Origin of the sequence: Paenibacillus riograndensis SBR5 (assembly GCF_000981585.1) — a bacterium.
GTDB classification, from domain to species: Bacteria; Bacillota; Bacilli; order Paenibacillales; family Paenibacillaceae; genus Paenibacillus_AQ; species Paenibacillus_AQ riograndensis.
The window spans coordinates 2925511-2942630 of the sequence record NZ_LN831776.1; the positions used below are offsets into that span (position 1 = coordinate 2925511).

The 17120-nt window shown below is 51.4% G+C and carries 17 protein-coding genes; 13 read left to right on the top strand and 4 right to left on the bottom strand.

What is annotated here, in order from left to right:
* The first annotated feature begins 144 nt into the window (after window positions 1-144).
* The 3 genes from PRIO_RS11850 (at window position 145) to PRIO_RS11860 (ending at window position 2446) form a co-directional block, all read left to right on the top strand.
* Complete coding sequence (locus PRIO_RS11850; protein ID WP_020427170.1) at window positions 145-603, top strand: DUF1801 domain-containing protein; 459 nt, start codon at window positions 145-147, stop codon at window positions 601-603.
* A gap of 155 nt (window positions 604-758) precedes the next feature.
* Window positions 759-1640 carry a GNAT family N-acetyltransferase gene (locus PRIO_RS11855; RefSeq protein WP_020427169.1) on the top strand — a complete coding sequence of 294 codons (882 nt, stop codon included), beginning with the start codon at window positions 759-761 and terminating at the stop codon, window positions 1638-1640.
* Window positions 1641-1690: 50 nt separating this feature from the next.
* Complete coding sequence (locus tag PRIO_RS11860; RefSeq protein ID WP_020427168.1) at window positions 1691-2446, top strand: MerR family transcriptional regulator; 756 nt, start codon at window positions 1691-1693, stop codon at window positions 2444-2446.
* A 145-nt stretch (window positions 2447-2591) separates the two neighbouring features.
* Here PRIO_RS11860 and PRIO_RS11865 read toward each other — a convergent pair whose 3' ends face one another.
* Window positions 2592-3389, bottom strand: a complete 798-nt coding sequence (locus PRIO_RS11865; protein ID WP_231869867.1) for a sugar phosphate isomerase/epimerase family protein — start codon at window positions 3387-3389, stop codon at window positions 2592-2594.
* 234 nt (window positions 3390-3623) lie between these two features.
* Here PRIO_RS11865 and PRIO_RS11870 point away from each other — a divergent pair, with 234 nt between their 5' ends.
* The 5 genes from PRIO_RS11870 (at window position 3624) to PRIO_RS11890 (ending at window position 9395) form a co-directional block, all read left to right on the top strand.
* Window positions 3624-4616 (top strand): Gfo/Idh/MocA family protein, encoded by a 993-nt coding sequence (locus tag PRIO_RS11870; protein WP_020427166.1) that lies wholly within the window; start codon window positions 3624-3626, stop codon window positions 4614-4616.
* 340 nt (window positions 4617-4956) lie between these two features.
* On the top strand, window positions 4957-7011 hold the full coding sequence (locus PRIO_RS11875; protein WP_020427165.1) for a HelD family protein: 2055 nt from the start codon (window positions 4957-4959) through the stop codon (window positions 7009-7011).
* A 123-nt stretch (window positions 7012-7134) separates the two neighbouring features.
* A complete protein-coding gene (locus PRIO_RS11880; protein WP_020427164.1) occupies window positions 7135-7578 on the top strand; it encodes a LytTR family DNA-binding domain-containing protein in 444 nt (147 codons plus the stop codon).
* A 12-nt stretch (window positions 7579-7590) separates the two neighbouring features.
* The gene (locus tag PRIO_RS11885) at window positions 7591-8028 is read left to right on the top strand and encodes a hypothetical protein (RefSeq protein ID WP_020427163.1); all 438 of its coding nucleotides are present in this window, start codon (window positions 7591-7593) and stop codon (window positions 8026-8028) included.
* Between the two features lie 74 nt (window positions 8029-8102).
* Window positions 8103-9395 (top strand): amidase, encoded by a 1293-nt coding sequence (locus tag PRIO_RS11890; protein ID WP_020427162.1) that lies wholly within the window; start codon window positions 8103-8105, stop codon window positions 9393-9395.
* Between the two features lie 62 nt (window positions 9396-9457).
* Here the strand turns inward: PRIO_RS11890 and PRIO_RS11895 are convergent, their stop codons facing one another.
* Entirely contained in the window at window positions 9458-10714 is a 1257-nt protein-coding gene (locus PRIO_RS11895) for a S8 family peptidase (protein ID WP_020427161.1), read from the bottom strand.
* Between the two features lie 194 nt (window positions 10715-10908).
* Between PRIO_RS11895 and PRIO_RS11900 the strand changes: the two genes are divergently transcribed.
* The 3 genes from PRIO_RS11900 (at window position 10909) to PRIO_RS11910 (ending at window position 13256) form a co-directional block, all read left to right on the top strand.
* Window positions 10909-11253 carry a hypothetical protein gene (locus PRIO_RS11900; protein WP_167345612.1) on the top strand — a complete coding sequence of 115 codons (345 nt, stop codon included), beginning with the start codon at window positions 10909-10911 and terminating at the stop codon, window positions 11251-11253.
* Between the two features lie 222 nt (window positions 11254-11475).
* Window positions 11476-12462: a hypothetical protein gene (locus tag PRIO_RS11905; RefSeq protein WP_020427159.1), complete on the top strand. Its 987-nt coding sequence runs from the start codon at window positions 11476-11478 to the stop codon at window positions 12460-12462.
* 23 nt (window positions 12463-12485) lie between these two features.
* A complete protein-coding gene (locus PRIO_RS11910) occupies window positions 12486-13256 on the top strand; it encodes an aminoglycoside adenylyltransferase domain-containing protein (protein WP_020427158.1) in 771 nt (256 codons plus the stop codon).
* A 137-nt stretch (window positions 13257-13393) separates the two neighbouring features.
* Here PRIO_RS11910 and PRIO_RS11915 read toward each other — a convergent pair whose 3' ends face one another.
* Window positions 13394-13954: a TetR/AcrR family transcriptional regulator gene (locus tag PRIO_RS11915; RefSeq protein ID WP_231869868.1), complete on the bottom strand. Its 561-nt coding sequence runs from the start codon at window positions 13952-13954 to the stop codon at window positions 13394-13396.
* Between the two features lie 227 nt (window positions 13955-14181).
* On the opposite strand from PRIO_RS11915, the gene PRIO_RS11920 reads away from it, so the two are divergent.
* On the top strand, window positions 14182-15072 hold the full coding sequence (locus tag PRIO_RS11920; RefSeq protein ID WP_231869869.1) for an oxidoreductase: 891 nt from the start codon (window positions 14182-14184) through the stop codon (window positions 15070-15072).
* Window positions 15073-15313: 241 nt separating this feature from the next.
* Window positions 15314-16738: an FAD/NAD(P)-binding protein gene (locus PRIO_RS11925; protein ID WP_039786670.1), complete on the top strand. Its 1425-nt coding sequence runs from the start codon at window positions 15314-15316 to the stop codon at window positions 16736-16738.
* Window positions 16739-16920: 182 nt separating this feature from the next.
* Here the strand turns inward: PRIO_RS11925 and PRIO_RS36015 are convergent, their stop codons facing one another.
* Complete coding sequence (locus tag PRIO_RS36015; protein ID WP_167345613.1) at window positions 16921-17082, bottom strand: hypothetical protein; 162 nt, start codon at window positions 17080-17082, stop codon at window positions 16921-16923.
* Window positions 17083-17120 lie beyond the last annotated feature (38 nt).

Genomic DNA, 17120 nt, shown 5'->3' on the forward strand with positions numbered 1-17120 from the left:
ATTATATTATCTGAAAGAGTTTTAAGCACTATGTAAACGGAAACTTGAGAGGTATAGAGGCATTAGCGCTTGTTAATCCATACGGCAATTTGTATATTGGTACTATTCTGTATCACGGTTTGTCCATACAAGGGAGGAGCAAGGATGAAATACGCATCGAACAGTCCTGAGGATTACATCAGCCAATTGCCGGAGGAACGGAGGGAAGCCGTAACGAAGCTTAGACAGACGATTAAGGTCAACCTGCCTGAGGGGTTCCAGGAAACCATGTCCCACGGAATGATCAACTATGTAGTTCCCCATAAGCTCTATGCACCAGGTTACCATGTGAATCCGGAGCAGCCGCTTCCCTTTGTCAGTATAGCCTCGCAGAAGAATTTTATTGCACTCTACCATATGGGGATGTATATGTTCCCTGAACTGCTGGCATGGTTCAAAGCGGAGTATCCGAAACATGTCCAGACCAAGCTGGATATGGGTAAATCCTGTGTCCGGTTCAAAAAAGTAGACAGTCTTCCCTATGATCTCATCGCTGAACTATGCAGGAAGGTTACTGTGGAAGAATATATTCAGTTGTACGGGAAAGTAACAGGCAGACACTAAGCGGACCATCTAATCCACAGGGTGCCGTTTCAGGTGCACGATTGTAATGCGGCAATCCGCGCGGGCAAAAACTTTTTTCATACGAACTGGGCATACCGCTGCTTCACCTGCCACATTACAATAAAGACAATATGATGCTAGGGAGATGAGTGCATATGGGGACCCAATATAGAGCCTATACACATGATGACCTGATGAAGGTGAGCCGGTTTCTTTCGCATATCCATTCAAGGCTGAACCGGCCGAACAGCTGGACGATTGCCCGTTTTCAGTTCGAGATTTTTTTCTACCAGTTGAGGGCGGGCTTGCTTCCCGGGTGGGAACAAAATATTGGGCTGTGGGAGCACGACAATGGTGAACTGGCTGCTGTTGTCTGCAGGGATGGGGATTTCTATTTCCAATTGGATACGGACCAGCCGGAGGAGGAGCTGCTGCGTGAGATGTTCGAATTCATTGAAAAGAAGTCTGCACCCGGTGCCGTGAAGCTGGCAGTTCCGAAGGTAATGACAAAGCTGGAAAAGGCGGCTCAGAGCAGAGGTTATGTGCTTCTCCCGAATGAAAGTGATAATTTTGTCTCTATCCGGCTGGAGAAGGAGATGAAGGTGGTTATCCCTGAGGGTTTCTCGCTTCAATGCGGGGAAGAGGTATCGGATCAGGCGAAAGCGCAGGGGCATATCATGGCCTTTAACTATCCGGGGACTGCTCATGCGGAGAAGATGCTGCAGTTATACGGGGGAATCCGCCAAGCCCCAGGCTACTGTCCCGAACTCGACTTGTCACTGGTTAACGGGCAGGGGGAGGTCGTGGCGTTCTGCAATGCTTTTGTGGACGAGGTGAACCGGATCGGGATTCTTGAACCTGTGGGAACCCATGCCGATTATCGGCTGAGGGGGCTCGGCCAGGCGGTAATCTATGAAGCGCTGAACCGCCTGCGGTCGCTCGGTATGGTTAAGGTATATACAGGTCCTATGCAGCCGTTTTACGAGCGTATCGGTTTTGAGATGGATGTGGAGTTCGGGGTGTGGGAAAAGGCTTGACTCTCCTCTTAGGGGAGCCTGTAAACTCGTCAAGGAAAGGAGGAAACAGCGTGCTGTACACAGTAAAAGAGGTAGCCGTATTGTCCGGAACTACGGTGAAAACCCTGCATCATTATCACAAAACAGGTCTGCTGGTGCCCGCAGAGATCAGTGAAGCCGGGTACCGGCTGTACGGGATGGCGGAGCTGGAGCGCTTGCAGCAAATTATGCTCTATAAGGAGCTGGACTTCACGCTTGAGCAGATCGGACAGCTGCTGAAGGAGGAACCGGACCGCTTATCCATCCTTGTGGAGCAGGAACAGCTCCTGCTGCTGCGCAGACAAAGGATCGATATGATTATTGAGACCTTGCGGAAATCGGTAACAAGCAGAGAAAGAGGCGAACCCATGAAAGATACGGAAATGTTCAAAGGACTGGCGAGTGAGCAAGAATGGAAAGCGGCCCTGCAGGAGCAGGGAGAGCACTTAAAGGAAACGTACGACTATGACCTGTCAGCTAAAGGTGCTCCAATTGATGTTCAGCACATGAATGATATGGCAGCGGAAGGCGCAGCGTTTATGACGGCTATGGCAGACGCTTTGCGGTCGGGAGTTAAGGCAGGAGATGTGAGCACGGCGGAATTAATCCGCAAGCATCTGGATTTTATGGGAGAGCACGGGCATCCGGCATCTGCTGCGGATTTTGCCGCACAGAACCGTTTTTTCCTCGGCGATGACTTCCATCTCCGCATGCTTGAAGGGCAGCAGACCGGACTGGCGTACTATCTGAGCGCAGCAGCAGATGCGTTTGCGGCTCAGCAGCAATAGGCTGGTGGAGAGCAAGTAGGTAGTGTGCAGAGCAAGTAGTGTGCATAGCAAGCGGCTAGAGAGCAAATAGGCAGTGTGACGAACAAGCGGCGAGTATGCAGAGCAAGAGGGGGCCACAGTTTCTGCGGTCCCTTATTGCTCTATGTTATGTCTGAAGCTGGTTGAACCTGTCCTGGAGCCATGCTGCTGATTGTTTCATGTAAGCCAGTTGATCAGCAGCGTCAAAATGCTCAATGGCTGCCGTGTTCTTGTACCCGCTAGCCTCCAGCCGGTCCAAAATCTCTTCAATCGGAATGCACCCGGAGCCGACAGGAGAAGGAAACAGCCGGGTCCCGTTAGTGCTGATCTTCGGAGTTTCACCAGGGTGTTCTTCGAGTGAGCGGTCTTTGCAGTGGACATGAACGATTCTCGATTTCAGCTTCTCGAAGGCTTCCAGCGCATCTTCGCCCCGGTAGATGAAATTCCCTGTATCGAAGGTGATGCCAAGCTTCGGAACCTCATTCAGGAACCATAGCAATTCTCCGGAAGTGGAAAATGGCGCCCGGCTGTCATCGAAATCTTCCAGGGTGACAACCAGTCCTTTGCGCCCGGCATACTCGCTCATTTCCCTGAGTGCCGCAGCCATGTGCCGCAGCGAGCGTTCCCGCAGCTCCTGGTCTGCCGGCTCATCGATGAAGCCGGGAATCACAAGAACTTTGCCCGCACCCAAAAATGCAGCCGTATCAATGAATGTAAGGCCGGGCCGGACATCAGGAGCATTGCCGAAATCAAAAAAAGCGTACATGGAAGCTACGGAAATTCCGGCTTGCTCCAGCAGGTTTTTCATAGCCTCAGGGCTTGGCTGCACCTCATCCAGATCCAGCTCTACAGCCTGAATGCCATATCCGCGCACCAGACGCAGCACCTCCGGCAGCGGCAGTCCCGTTTGTTTGCTAGCAGTCACTATATGGTTGTAAAACACAGAAATTTGCATCATGAGCTCCTTTCATTCTGTGAAATCCTGCAATCGCTTCCTTGATTAGTATAGGGGATATCCGGCAGGGGTTCCACTGGAATCCGCGGGGAGGACAGGCGTCCTTTTTTTGATTCATCAGAAAGGATATATTAGGATCAACGCAAAGTACATGGATCATTCCATACAAAGGCTAAGAATCTTTATACAAGGGAGAGAACACATTTGAATATAGCGAAGCTCAGTTTTATCGGTGCAGGGTTTCACGCATCTACGAATATTTACCCGTCGGCCATCCAGGCGGGGGCAGAAATTGTTGCGGTTGCGACCCGGAAGCTGGAGCGCTCCAGAGCTGCACTCCAGCGGTTCGGCAGCAGCGGCTTACCTTACAGCGACTACCGGAAAATGCTGCAGGATACAGAATGCGATGGAGTCGTGGTAGTCGCACAGCCACAGGATCAAACCGCCCTGGTGCTGGATTGTATCCATGCCGGAAAAAATGTCTATGTGGACAAGCCGCTTGGCTGGAATGGCCCGGAAGCGCTTCAGCTTGCAGATGCAGCCGAGCAAGCCGGAGTGGTGCTGATGGTGGGATTCATGAAACGTTATGCCCCCGTCTACTTGAAGCTGAAGGAGCTGATTGCGGAAGGAACACTGGGTGCAGCCCGTTCTTTCCAGGCCCGCTTTGCAGTGGACAGCACGCCTTTCTGCAAAGATGAAGAGCAGTTCTTGAAGCTCGCCGCCATTCATATTGTGGATTTATTGCGTTTTTTGTTCGGTGAAGCCGTGCAAATCTCGGGGTTCACGAATAATGACAATGAACGGATCGCCCAGAGCATTTCCCTGAAATTCGCCAATGGCGTCGTGGGCAGCGTCTATTTTGCCGGGATGAGCGCATGGTCCAGAGAAAGCGAGAGCCTGACAGTTACCTTCGACCACGGCTTTGTCTGTGCGGATGAAGTCGTGAAGCTGTCGGTTCACCATTCGCTGGCGGGCAGCGGACTGCCCTGGCAATCGCTTGCAGAGCAGGATATGGTGTTCACCCCATCCGCATCTGCGATGTCCGGCGGCTACAGAGATCTATATCTGCGGGGCTTCGCCGGTGAAATGGCGCATTTCATGAAATGCTGCCGTGAAGGGCTGACGCCTGTCTCCAGCGGCCGGGATAATGTGAAAACCATGGAGCTGTGCGATGCCATATTGTCTGCTTTGATGTAGTAATCACCCACAACGTGCCGCTTGTTTGGCTTCCGGACTGTAGATCCGCTGAAATTTAAGCAAATCCGGCAAATAAAAAAGCCGCCTCACTGCAGCCTGCCTGGTAAATCTCAGACAGTAAATGCAGTAAAACGGCGTGTACTTCACGTCATCTATAGTTCATTAAATATCATCTATGAGTGCATCAGATATGTATCTTGAATCAGAGTTTGGGTCCTCGCGTATGGCCTTTTTTGGACCCACGATAATTGGATAATACTACAGCGGAAAGTATAAGTCTATATTTTTTTTGGTTTCTCTCTATACTTATGAGTATTCTCATCAGGAAAAGAGGGGCTATATGATTGTTAATCGAAGTGAAACGGATGAAAAGGTATATTTGCAGAAAGTAGCAGCAAGGCTTCAGAACGCGTTGGAAGCAGCAGACAGGCGTATTCACTCAGCCGGGGAAGAGATTCTTGCGGCCAAAAAATACCTCTGGGCCAACTCCGCGCAGATCGATCCTGCGGAACGGGCAGCCAACAAAGTTGAGATTTCCTTGAGCATTGATCATGGTGAACAAGCAGTAGTCAAGCGGGACAGGCTGCGGAAGCTGCTTCAGACACCTTATTTTGGCAGAGTTGATTTCCTGGAAGACCATCATCCGGAGGCCTTGGCCTGCTACATAGGGGTGCATGCTTTTGCCGAAGAAGACAGTCAGGAGAATGTGATCTATGACTGGCGTTCTCCCATCGCAAGCATGTTCTATGATTTCAATACCGGCAAGGCCGGCTATTCCGCACCTTCCGGAGAGGTGGCCGGGGAAATCACGCTAAAAAGACAATACAGCATCAAAAACAGTGAGCTGGAATATATGATCGAAAGCTCCATGAACATCAATGACGATGTGCTGCAGAAGGAGCTCAGCCAGACCTCGGACGAGAAAATGAAAAATATTGTCGCCACCATCCAAAAGGAGCAAAATGTGATCATCCGCAATGAATCCGCCCATGAGCTGATCATCCAGGGGGTTGCCGGGTCGGGTAAAACCTCTGTTGCCCTGCACCGTGTGGCTTATCTGCTGTACCGTTATAAGGAAACCTTAACCTCGCAAAATATCCTGATTATCTCTCCGAATAAAGTGTTCTCCGATTATATTTCGAATGTCCTGCCGGAGCTGGGTGAAGAGAAAATCAGGGAACTCAGCTTCGATGAGCTTGCTTCTGCAGAGCTTGCGGGAATATGCGGTTTCCAGACCTTTAGCCAGCAGGTGGCAGAGCTGGCCGGTTCGGTGGATGACTCCGTAATTGAACGGATCGGATACAAGGCGGATATGGATTTTGTTCATGAGCTGGACGACTACATCACGTACATTAGCGAAGCCTATTTTATTCCTGCCGGGATCGGTGTTGCTCAGGTGCAGATTCCCGTAGAAGAAGTGCAGAGCGCCTATCAGTCTGCACGCAGTCTGCCGGTTAGACAAAGGCTGGAGAAGACAGCATCGATCCTGTCGGGCCGGGCCCGGGATGAGAACGGGCGGAGCTTACCTTCAGCCACAGCCAATACAATCAAAACCGCTGTCAAAAAAATGTTCAAATCGCTTAATATGCTTACTCTCTATAAGGATTTCTACGAGCATACCGGCAGGCCGGAGCTGTTCAAGCCTAAAAAGGCAAAGCTGCTGGAATTCTGCGACGTCTTTCCCCTGGTCTATCTGAAGCTTCGAATGGAAGGGACCGCAGGCTTTGATTCTGTAAAACATCTTTTGGTGGATGAAATGCAGGACTACACGGCCATCCAATACAGGGTTCTATCACTTCTTTTTAAATGTAAAAAGACGATACTCGGCGACAGCAGCCAATCCGTGAATCCGTATTCTTCTTCATCAATCTCGGAGATCAAACAGGTTTTTCCCGGAGCCGATACGGTAGAATTGCTGAAAAGCTATCGCTCCACCCTCGAAATTATTCATTTTGCCCAGAAAATTAATCATAACAGCCGGATCGTTCCGGTCGAACGCCATGGTGAACCTCCGGTAATCATCGGTGCAGAGACGCCTGAAGGAGAACTGTCGGAGATCAACAGGCTGATCGCGGGCTTCCGCAAATCGGGGCATCATTCCCTCGGGGTGGTCTGCAAGACACAGGAGCAGGCGCAAAGTTTGTACGAAGTTGTAAAAAGAGTCCACAAGGATATAGCTCTGCTGGATTTCAGCAGCGACAGATTCCATGAGGGGATTATGATTACCTCCGCACATATGGCTAAGGGACTGGAGTTCGATCAGGTGATTATCCCTTTTTGTGATGCAGTCAATTACAGGACAGAGCTTGACCGGAATATGCTCTATATTGCCTGTACCAGAGCGATGCATGGGCTTGCGTTAACCTTTTGCGGGGAAGCCTCCGGATGGTTATAGCCATCCTGCCCTGCTTATACAGCAGCTTAATGTCCTCCGGGTGCAGCTTGCGCAAAGCCCCTTGAAGATGCAGTTTTACAAAAATATACTGGGATTGTAAGCAGAAGCGCGGGAGGGACGCTCATGAAAATCACCATTGAGAGCATACCGGAAGACAGCGAGCCTGAGATTATTTTAAGGTGCAATGATCCGGATGAAGCGGTGCTGAAGCTGCTGTATTCGATTCAAGCTATGGCGGCTTCCAGGAAGCTGATCGGGATGACCGATCTTCAAATGCATATCATCGATCCCGATGAGGTGTATTATTTTGAGGCGGTGGACCACAAGGTTTTTATCTATTGTGCCGAGAAGGTGTATGAATCCAGGCTGAAGCTGTATGAGATTGAGCAGGCTTATGCGCACAGGGATTTTTTTAGAGCCTCGAAGTCGACCGTCCTGAATATTGCCAAAATTAAGTCCGTCAGCCCGCTCCTTTACGGCAGATTCGAAGCTTTGCTGCACAATGGCGAAAAGGTCATCATTTCCCGGCAATATGTTCCTGTGCTCAGGCAAAAACTAGGACTCTGAGGAGGCTCCATTATGAAAACCGGTAAATTTGTATCCCATCTTGTGAAGGATTGGTTTGCGGTGTGTGGATGTGTAACCATTCTGGTGGCCATTGTGCAGTTTTTGAGTTCAACCGGTTCCGTAAAAGCATCGATCCTGTGGCAGATTATTGTGGCGGCTTCGGCATTTACCTGCTTCAAATATGCTTTGGTGAGCACACCCGGGCTTGGTAAAAAAGCGCAAACGATCTGCTTCTACATCTGTTTTTTGCTTGCCGATGTTTTTGTGATCGTGTGGCTGTGGCTCTTCAGCTCCGGCCCGTTTAGAGAAAATGAGCGTTTTCTCCCTTTTCTGATTACCAGCCTTGTGATCAAAGGAATGGTGTGCACGATGCTGCATATTGACGGCCAGAAGGAAGCCAAACGGCTGAATGAGAAGCTGGGCGAATATCAGAAGGGAGGCAAGGCATAGACAAAAAAAACGCCACCAAATTCCTTGCCACTCGTAAGTAGGGGAGATGTTCACTTTACGTTGGAGATGATTGTATGCTTCTCAATTCAACTTCCTTGATTGCTAAGGACATTCCGGATCGAATGCAGAACAAACTGCATCCATCATGGGATTTGTTCCGGGAGCGCTATGAACGGCTGGAACCTCACATTCATGCCTTTGCAGTTGAAGCGAATGCGGGAGAACGGCTGGACGCTGCAGCGAAACATTTGCTTGATACCTACAGGGGAACAGAGGCGAAGCCGGCTTTTTACGGAGTTCCTGTAGGCATTAAGGACCTGCTGCATGTGGAGGGATTGCTAACCCGGGCCGGGTCCGGTCTGCCGGCTGCGGTGTTGTCCGGGCAGGAAGGATCGCTGATTAGACGGCTTCGTTCATTGGGTGCTTTGATCGCCGGCAAAACGGTCACCGAAGAATTTGCCTACAACGGCCCTATCGCAACACGCAATCCGCACGATCTATCTCATACTCCTGGCGGTTCAAGTGCGGGGTCGGCGGCAGCGGTTGCCGCAGGATTATGCCCGCTGGCGTTGGGGACCCAGACACTTCGTTCCGTGATTGCCCCTGCTTCCTTTTGCGGGGTGGTAGGCTTCAAGCCAAGCTATGGAAGAGTGCCGCTGGATGGTGTTATTTTGCTGGCCCCTTCCTTTGATACCATAGGATTCTTCACACAAAATGTATCTGATATGCAGGCTGCGGCAGCCCTGCTCATCCCGGACTGGAACCACGGTTCCCGGCAAGCTGGCCGAAAACCGGTGCTGGGCATCCCCCGAGGAATATATATGGAACTGATGAGCGGTGGGGTCAAAGCAGCTTTTACTGCACAAATCGAAGGTCTTCAGCAAAAGGGCTATACAGTGAAGCAGGTGAATATGCCTTGGGAGGATGAATTTATCTACGGGGACGCCATGCTGCGGTTTCTGGAGGGGGAAATGGCACGAGAGCATGCCGCATGGTTCGAGCGATTTGCAGACATCTATGGGGCTCCAGTAAGGGAGGCTATTCTCCGGGGACGGGAAATCACCGATACGGAGCTGGAGATGTACCGCCGCAGACAGGCCAGGCTGTGCCGGGAGCTGGAAACAGCCCGGGCGGCACAAGGCGTGGACCTCTGGGTATCGCCGGCGCAAGGCGGAACCGCACCAAAGATCGGTGAGGGCACCGGGTGGCCCGGAATGACCGCCATCTGGACCTTTGCCGGCTGCCCGGCTGTCAGCCTTCCATCTGCCAGTATTGACAACCTGCCGCTCGGTTTCCAGTGCATCGGCAGTTACGGCCAAGATGAAGCACTGGCGGCCTGGGCGCAGCAGATTTCAGAAGACTTGTAATTCAATAAGCCTGGGAATTTATCCGCAAAAAATATGCAAATCTGCCCGTGGCAGATAGCTAATCATCTCTTTCCAAGCAGAAACCGCATATTGATCTCCCCGCTGCCTGCGGTATTCGGCTTCAAGCCAAGCCGGAATGCGTTTCTCTTCAGCCGGGCCTTTACCTGGCGGGGCGTGAGCGAAGGACAGCTCTGCAGCAGCTGGGCGGCGGCCCCGGAGACGATAGGAGTAGAGACACTGGTACCTGACAGCACGAAATATTGTTTGCCGATCCGCAGGTACGGGAAATTCCGGGCCAGCTGGGAGCCGGGGGCGCGAAGTGAAATGACGGATTCTCCCGGGGCTACAAGATCCGGTTTAATTTTCCCGCAGGGTGTTGGACCCCGGCTGGAGTAGAAAGTAATGCGATCATCTTTTTGCGGGAGGGTCCGGCGGTCATCTACAGCTCCAACCGTCACCGCCGCAGGGCTGATGCCCGGTGACTCAATCGTCTTGCGCCCGGGTCCGCTGTTGCCTGCGGCGATTACAACGGTAAGTCCGGCCTGGACGGCTTTTTCTACAGCCTGGCAGAGCAGGTCGTCCCTGCAGGATGTGCTTATAGGTCCGCCGAACGACATGGACAGAATGCGCAGCTTTAACCGTTTCTTCTCCGCAATACACCATTCTATGCCTTTTATGATCGTAGAGTCATAACCATCTCCGTTGATATCCAGCACTTTAACGCCTACTATGCCTGCTTCCGGTGCAGGGCCTCTGTACTTTCCTCTGCTGCTCCAGCCGTTGCCAGCCGCATCCCCGGTAATATGTGTGCCATGGCCGTTATCGTCATAAGGACGTTTCCGGTGGTTGACGAAATCCTTGAAGGCCACGATACGGTTCACGGGACGGACCAGATCGGGGTGGGGGAATACTCCGGTGTCGAGCACGGCGATATTGATGCCTTTTCCGGTAAGTCCCCGCTTGCTTTGAACAGCTGCCGCACCAATGGAAGGAGTGGCAATATCCAGCGATATGGATTTGATATGATCCAGATGTACCTTATGAACACCTTCCCAGCAGCACAGCCGTTTCAGACAATTCACGGAGACACGGGAGGAAAGGGCGTTAAGCATAGGAATACGGTGTTTAATAGCAAAACTATGTGCGCCTAGATGCTTGTGTAAGGCCAACATTCTGCTTGGGGTTATCTTGTGTTTGAATTGAACAATAACAGGCAGCGCCGCTGATGACTTGCCGGAATGAAATGTTTTACGAATTTCGTTCCTCAGTGGACGGTTCATTTTGGAAGCATACTGCTTCACCCACAGTTTTTCGCGCATGGCTATCGCCCCACCTCTCCGATACAGGGTATGCGCGAAAAGGCACAATGGGTACATCTCTATAATTCTAAGACACTACCACATTTCTCGATTGATAGGCATTAACGGTTTCGCTGCGCGTATAAATTGCATCTACTACTGTATCCTATCAGAAAGTGGTGAAGCAAATGAAAGCTCCTGACAAAAAAGCAATAATGGCAAAAAAAGCATTACTGGCCAAAAAAGCAATGATGGCCCGCAAGGCGAAAGCTACTCCCGTGAGAAGAAGACGCAGAATCAGACAAACCTTTGACAGATTCGTAGTTCTTGCTACAAGTCTGGGCAATGTGCCTAAGGACTCCACCGGCTGGACAGCTTCCTTGACTAGCGGTGCAACTACGGTAACTACCGATTTTGACGACTTTGGTGTCGCCCGGTTCCCTACCATTACTACGCTGACAACGGTGCCCTATATTCTGAGAATAAGAGATGACGCCGGCAATCTCCTGACTACCAAAAACATCCCTGCCAACCGTGAGTTTTTTGTAGCCAGATTCTAATCTTGATAATAGAGTGAACCCCAAAAGCGCGTGCCCTTGACGGTATGCGCTTTTTCATGTGGCTCAAATCACATGAAAGTCCGGGATGGCTATCCCAGGGAATAGTAGATTGTGAAACATCAGCCATGTTTTATATTTCCAGCCGCCATGATATGGTATAAAAAGAAATTACTATATGTATAGACGAAATCACTTTGTTTCTAGGTAAGAGGGGGCTAACCGATGTATGAGTGGATCAAGGGTTATAATCTGGTGGAGTACAGCGAGCAAGCAGAGAGGATGGATTTCGGCGAGCATGAAAGCTTCCATATGGAGAGGCTGGAGCTGGAATCGCCACCTGTCGGCGTGACCGCAGCTGCGCAATATTTTATTGCCCAGCAGGCTTGGCTGTCTGATGATTTCCAGCAAATGATTCCTGCGGATAACGCTAATATCCGCGAGTTAATCCTTGCGGAAGTCGCGCCGCATTTTGCCGATGTAAAGCAGGTTATACGTGAAGGAAACATTGAAACGATCTATCTGCGGGAGCTGAAGCCCGAATCCAGGCAGCTTTTCTTGGATACGCATACGGGAATACTGCCGGTGTTGGAGGATCTGTACAGACACCATGATATAAGTGACAGTTTCAGTGGAGTTAAGCGGACGATAGTTAATTATGTGGTGGACCCGGCTGCCTTGGAGCCTTATGAAGTGCCGGGCACCGAAACACTTCAGGCTCTGCTGAATGCGTATCTGGAGCTGCCGGACGGGGAATACGCCTTGATGCCGCTCGGCTGGAAATTTGACGATCATTTGCAGAATTCAGCGGCCCTGCGTTTTTTTGCCGGTTGGGCTCCCCATCTGATGCTTGGAGTGGATGCAGATACCGATGAAGTCATTATTCTGCACATGTCCGCCAGGGAATTCACCCGTGAGGTTCTGCTGAATTCTGCGCGTCCCAAGCCGTCCCGCAGAAGGGGCAGCTATTTATATATGGATATAGGCCATGCACTGGTGAATGTGATTGATCTGAGCAGGCAGTCTCACATCAAGGCATGGAATGAACTGAAGGACGTTAAAGTGTATCAGCTTCCTGAAGGCATGGATTTTACCGACTTCAATCATGAAACCGCAGAGCCCCTTCCCGCCGGCATCGCGTTCTTTTATGACCAGGATTCGTTGCAGTCCATGATCGGCAGGGTCAATCAGGAGCTGGAGGACTTCAACTAGTGATTCCAAGGAGGCGCAAAACAATGAACATTCAGGTGGAGCCGATTCTGGACCGGTTTACGGCGATTTTCAAAGAAGAATTAAAAGCAGACCTGGCAGGGATCTACCTGCATGGCTCCCTGGCAATGGGGTGCTTCAATCCGGTTGGGAGTGATATCGACATTCTGGTGGTAATCCGCACACCGCTTCCGCATTACCGCGCAGCAAGAATCGCACAAAAGCTGCTGTCCCTGCGTGATGAGATAGCAAACGGCCTGGAGATTAGTGTTATCCGGGAAGCAGTACTTGCATCCGTGACCTGTCCGACGCCATGTGAGCTGCATTTCTCCGATTACCACCGGGAGAGGTACCGGGTGGATGCGGATTATCTATGTGGAGGTTATGAGGACGCAGACCTGGCCTCACAAATCGCTGTCGCTTATTACCGGGGCAGAACGTTATACGGGGAACCTCTGGCCAGGCAATATCCTCCGGTCAATCCCAGCGCCTACTTGTCCTCTATCCTGCATGACATCGCGGATGCGGCAGCGGAGATTATGGATAACCCGATGTACATAACCTTGAATTTATGCCGCGTGCTGTATTACTTACAGGAGGGCAAGATCGCTTCGAAAAGAGAAGGCGGAGAGTGGGGAACAGCGAGTCTGCCGCCGGAGTTCAAGGAACTCGTGCAGGTCTGCCTGAATCAATATAATGGAGTTCCGGAGGACAGACAGGTGCAGCCCGGTCAGTGGACCGCTTTTGCCGGATATATGCTGGGCGTTATTGATAAGAAAGCGGCAGGTGATGCATGATGAACATAGGGCGATTCTGATATACGGATTGATCTACCGCCAGCGTAATTATGATTGCTTTGAGCGGTTTCAGTAAACGTACTTTTTGTCTAAAACAGCCCCGGCAGGATCTATGGGATCTGTGCCGGGGCTGTTTATTACACTCTGATGGCCTTCCAACACGCCTCCAGAGTCTGCTGTACCTGCAAATCGTCCAGGGGGTATTTTTGAATGATGAAACCCTTGACGATGGATACCATAATCCCGTGAATAATCTGATGGGACAAGTGCGGGTCCATTTCCTTGAATAATCCCTGAGTTTGTCCTTCTTCAATCAGAGAGAGCATGATCTCCCGCGAAGCATCCTCCATTTTGCGGAGATCGGCCGAAATGTAAGGAGAATAGGAATAGCTGTCGATGAACAGAAATTCCTTTGGAGAGGATAATCCAAAATGCAGCCTGTTCAGCTGCAGGTATTTGAATCTTTCATACAGGCTAAGACCGGGATTGTAATTGCGCAGCAAGGCTTCGCCCATATGTTGGCGCGCTGACTTGTACACCTCGTTCACTAACTCTTCTTTATTGCTAAAATAGTTGAAAAGCGTGCCGGAGCCCACATTTGCTCTCTTCATGATTTTGGCAATAGTCACAGACTGCAGCCCTTCCTCATCAATCAGATCCAATGTGGCGCTAAGGATATCGTCGCGTTTACTCATCATATACACCTCGTAAGCTTAAATGTAGTGTCCGTGTGCTGAAGTGTCAAGTTAGTGGAATGTTTACTCCGAAAATATGAGAAGAGTTTTATGTTTTTATGCGATTTAACCTATTTTATTTACTCATGATCGTTATTATTGGAATGAATGATCCAAAAAATGCTTGATCTTTGTCTTTTGGAGGACTATACTTGCTTTGGATTAAACATTCCAAATTGAAGGAGATCATAATGATGAGTAAAGTATGGCTGATTACCGGCAGCTCGCGTGGTCTAGGTCTGGAAATTGCCAAGGCGGTCTTAAATAATGGGGATAAAGTGGTGGCAACTGCCCGCCGTCCAGAGCAGCTTAACAGTCTTGTACAGAAATATGGCGATCAGGTGCGCACAACTGAGCTGGATGTCACAAATGCTGCTTCAGCCAAAGCGGCAGTCCAGCTGGCACTGGATGAATTCGGATCGCTGGATGTGATAGTGAACAATGCCGGTTATGCGAACAGCTCTCCCATTGAGGAGACGCCTGACGAGGATTTCCGGGCACAAATTGAAGCCAATCTGTTCGGGGTGATCAATGTGACCAAAGCTGCGCTGCCGGTCCTGCGCAAGCAGCGCAGCGGACATTTCATTCAGATTTCATCCGTCGGCGGACGGGTGGGAGGGACACCGGGGCTTGCAGCTTATCAGGCGGCTAAGTTTGCGGTTGCGGGCTTCTCGGAGGTGCTTCATAACGAAGTAAAACCGCTTGGCATCAAGGTCACCATCGTAGAACCGGGAGCCTTCCGTACCGATTGGGGCGGGGCTTCGATGAGCATCCCTCCCGTCGGAGAGGACTATGAGCAGACTGTGGGGGCGATGAATAGATACCGTATATCCGTAAACGGAAAAGAGAACGGCGATCCGGTCCGTGCCGCCGGGATCATCGCAGGCCTGGCCCGGCTGGAGGAGCCCCCGCTGCGTCTTTTGCTAGGTCCCGAAGCAGTAGCATTGGCCCGTGCAGCCTCGGAAGCCCGTGCGGAAGAAATGGAGAAGTGGGCTGACATAAGCATGTCCACCAATTATGAGGGTCTGAGTGAAAGGGTAGACAATCCAGTTCTTCAGCGGATCAAGAACCCGGCACCTTGAACGTGCGGGGCATTGAAACAATCCAGCAGTGGAGGAAGTCTGACACAGAAACCTTTTGTATAGCCGGATTTTATCTTTTGTCAATATAATAGTCGGGTCAGGCCTCAAATGTTAGTGATCGGATACAATCCGGTGGAGGGATTTTGGATATAATGACAATAAACCTGACATAACCGTTCAATAGACGGGGTTTACACGCTATAATATGGCCTAAAGATCTATCCGAAAGGTCTGAGGAATGATGAGCCTGGAAGCCTTAAATGAACGTGTGGTCACCGATCTTTCCTATCTTGCTTATGGAGGCGCAGATTGGGTAAGGCCGCTGAGCCACCCTGAAGGCCATGTGTATGATGTTGTGATTGTCGGCGGTGGACAAAGCGGCCTGGGAGCGGCTTTTGGGTTGTTGCGTGAACGGATATCCAACATTCTGGTCATTGACGAGAACAGCGAGGGAGCCGAGGGACCCTGGGAGACTTATGCGCGGATGGTCACCCTGCGGACACCCAAACATCTAACTTCTGTGGATCTTGGAATTCCTTCACTGACCTTCCGTTCCTGGTGGGAGGCGCAGAACGGGGCTGAGGGCTGGGAAGCCATAGACAAGATCCCGCGCGGCGAGTGGATGAACTATCTGCGCTGGTACCGCAGGGTCCTGGGCTTGCCCGTAATCAATGAGGTTCAGCTTAAGCTGATAGAGCCGTGCGAAAAGGGGATTCACCGCCTGCATATTTCAGGTGCGGGGGCTCCCGCCGGGCAATTGTTGGCACGCAAGGTTGTGCTGGCCACGGGCATCCAGGGCGGAGGCGAATGGTATGTGCCGCCGATGGTGGCTGACCATCTGCCGAAAGCTCTATACGCCCATACCTCCGAAGCGATAGATTGCAATTCCCTGCGCGGGAAACGAATTGCAGTTCTCGGCGGCGGAGCCTCGGCCTTCGACAATGCGAATTTTCTGCTCACGGAGGGGGCCGCGGAGGCCCATGTGTTTGTCCGCCGCGAGCAGCTTCCGAATATCAACCCCATCCGCCAGATGGAGGTATCGGGTATGATTGAACGCTTTCATACCTTGCCTGATTCTGATAAGTACGCTGTAATCTCGCATTTTTTCAAAACCAATCAGCCGCCGACCAACGATACCTTCGCCCGTGCGGCAGCTTGGCCGGGCTTCCAGCTTCACCTCGGTTCACCGTGGCTGAAGGTGGAAGCGATCGGCGACAAGGCGGTGGTGACAACGCCAAAGGGGGAATGCTCCTTTGACTTTTTGGTGGTCAGCACCGGACTGCTCAGCGACCCGGGGCTGCGTCCGGAGCTGCGGCTGGTAGACGGCCATATCGCCCGCTGGAGCGACCGCTATGAGGCGCCGCCGGGGCTGGCGAACCCGCTGCTGGATGCGCATCCGTATCTCAGTCCGGGCTTTGCGCTCCAAAGCCGGGATGAAGCAGGCCGGGCGCTTGTTCACGGGCTGTTCGTTTTCAACTATTCAGCGCTGGCCAGCTGCGGCCTGTCGGCTTCGGCCATCTCCGGCATGAAAAATGCCGTGCCGAAGCTTGTAGCCGGGGTGGCCGACCAGCTGTTCACGGATGACCGCGAAGCCATCTTGAATGCTTTTTTCACTTATGATGAGGTTGAATTTACCGGAGTGTGGCCTTTGAAAACGCTGGGCTGACAATCAGGGGGCTGTCTCATTGGCAGATTTATCTGCGGGAGAGGAGCCCCCTTTACGCTGCCCGTCAGCGCCGGAATGGCTCAATCAAAGGTATTTATACCTTTGATTCCGCCCGGTAGCGCTGGAATGGCTCGATCAAGGGTATTTGTACCTTTGATTCCGCCCGTCAGCGCTGAAATGGCTCAATCAAAGGTATTTATACCTTTGATTCCGCCCCGGTAGCGCTGGAATGGCTCGATCAAGGGTATTTGTACCTTAGAATCTGCCTGGCCGCGCTGAAGCGTCTCGATCAAAGGTATTTGTACCTTAGAATCTGCCCGGCCGCGCTGGAATGGCTCGATCAAGGGTATTTGTACCTTAGAATCTGCCTGGCCGCGCTGAA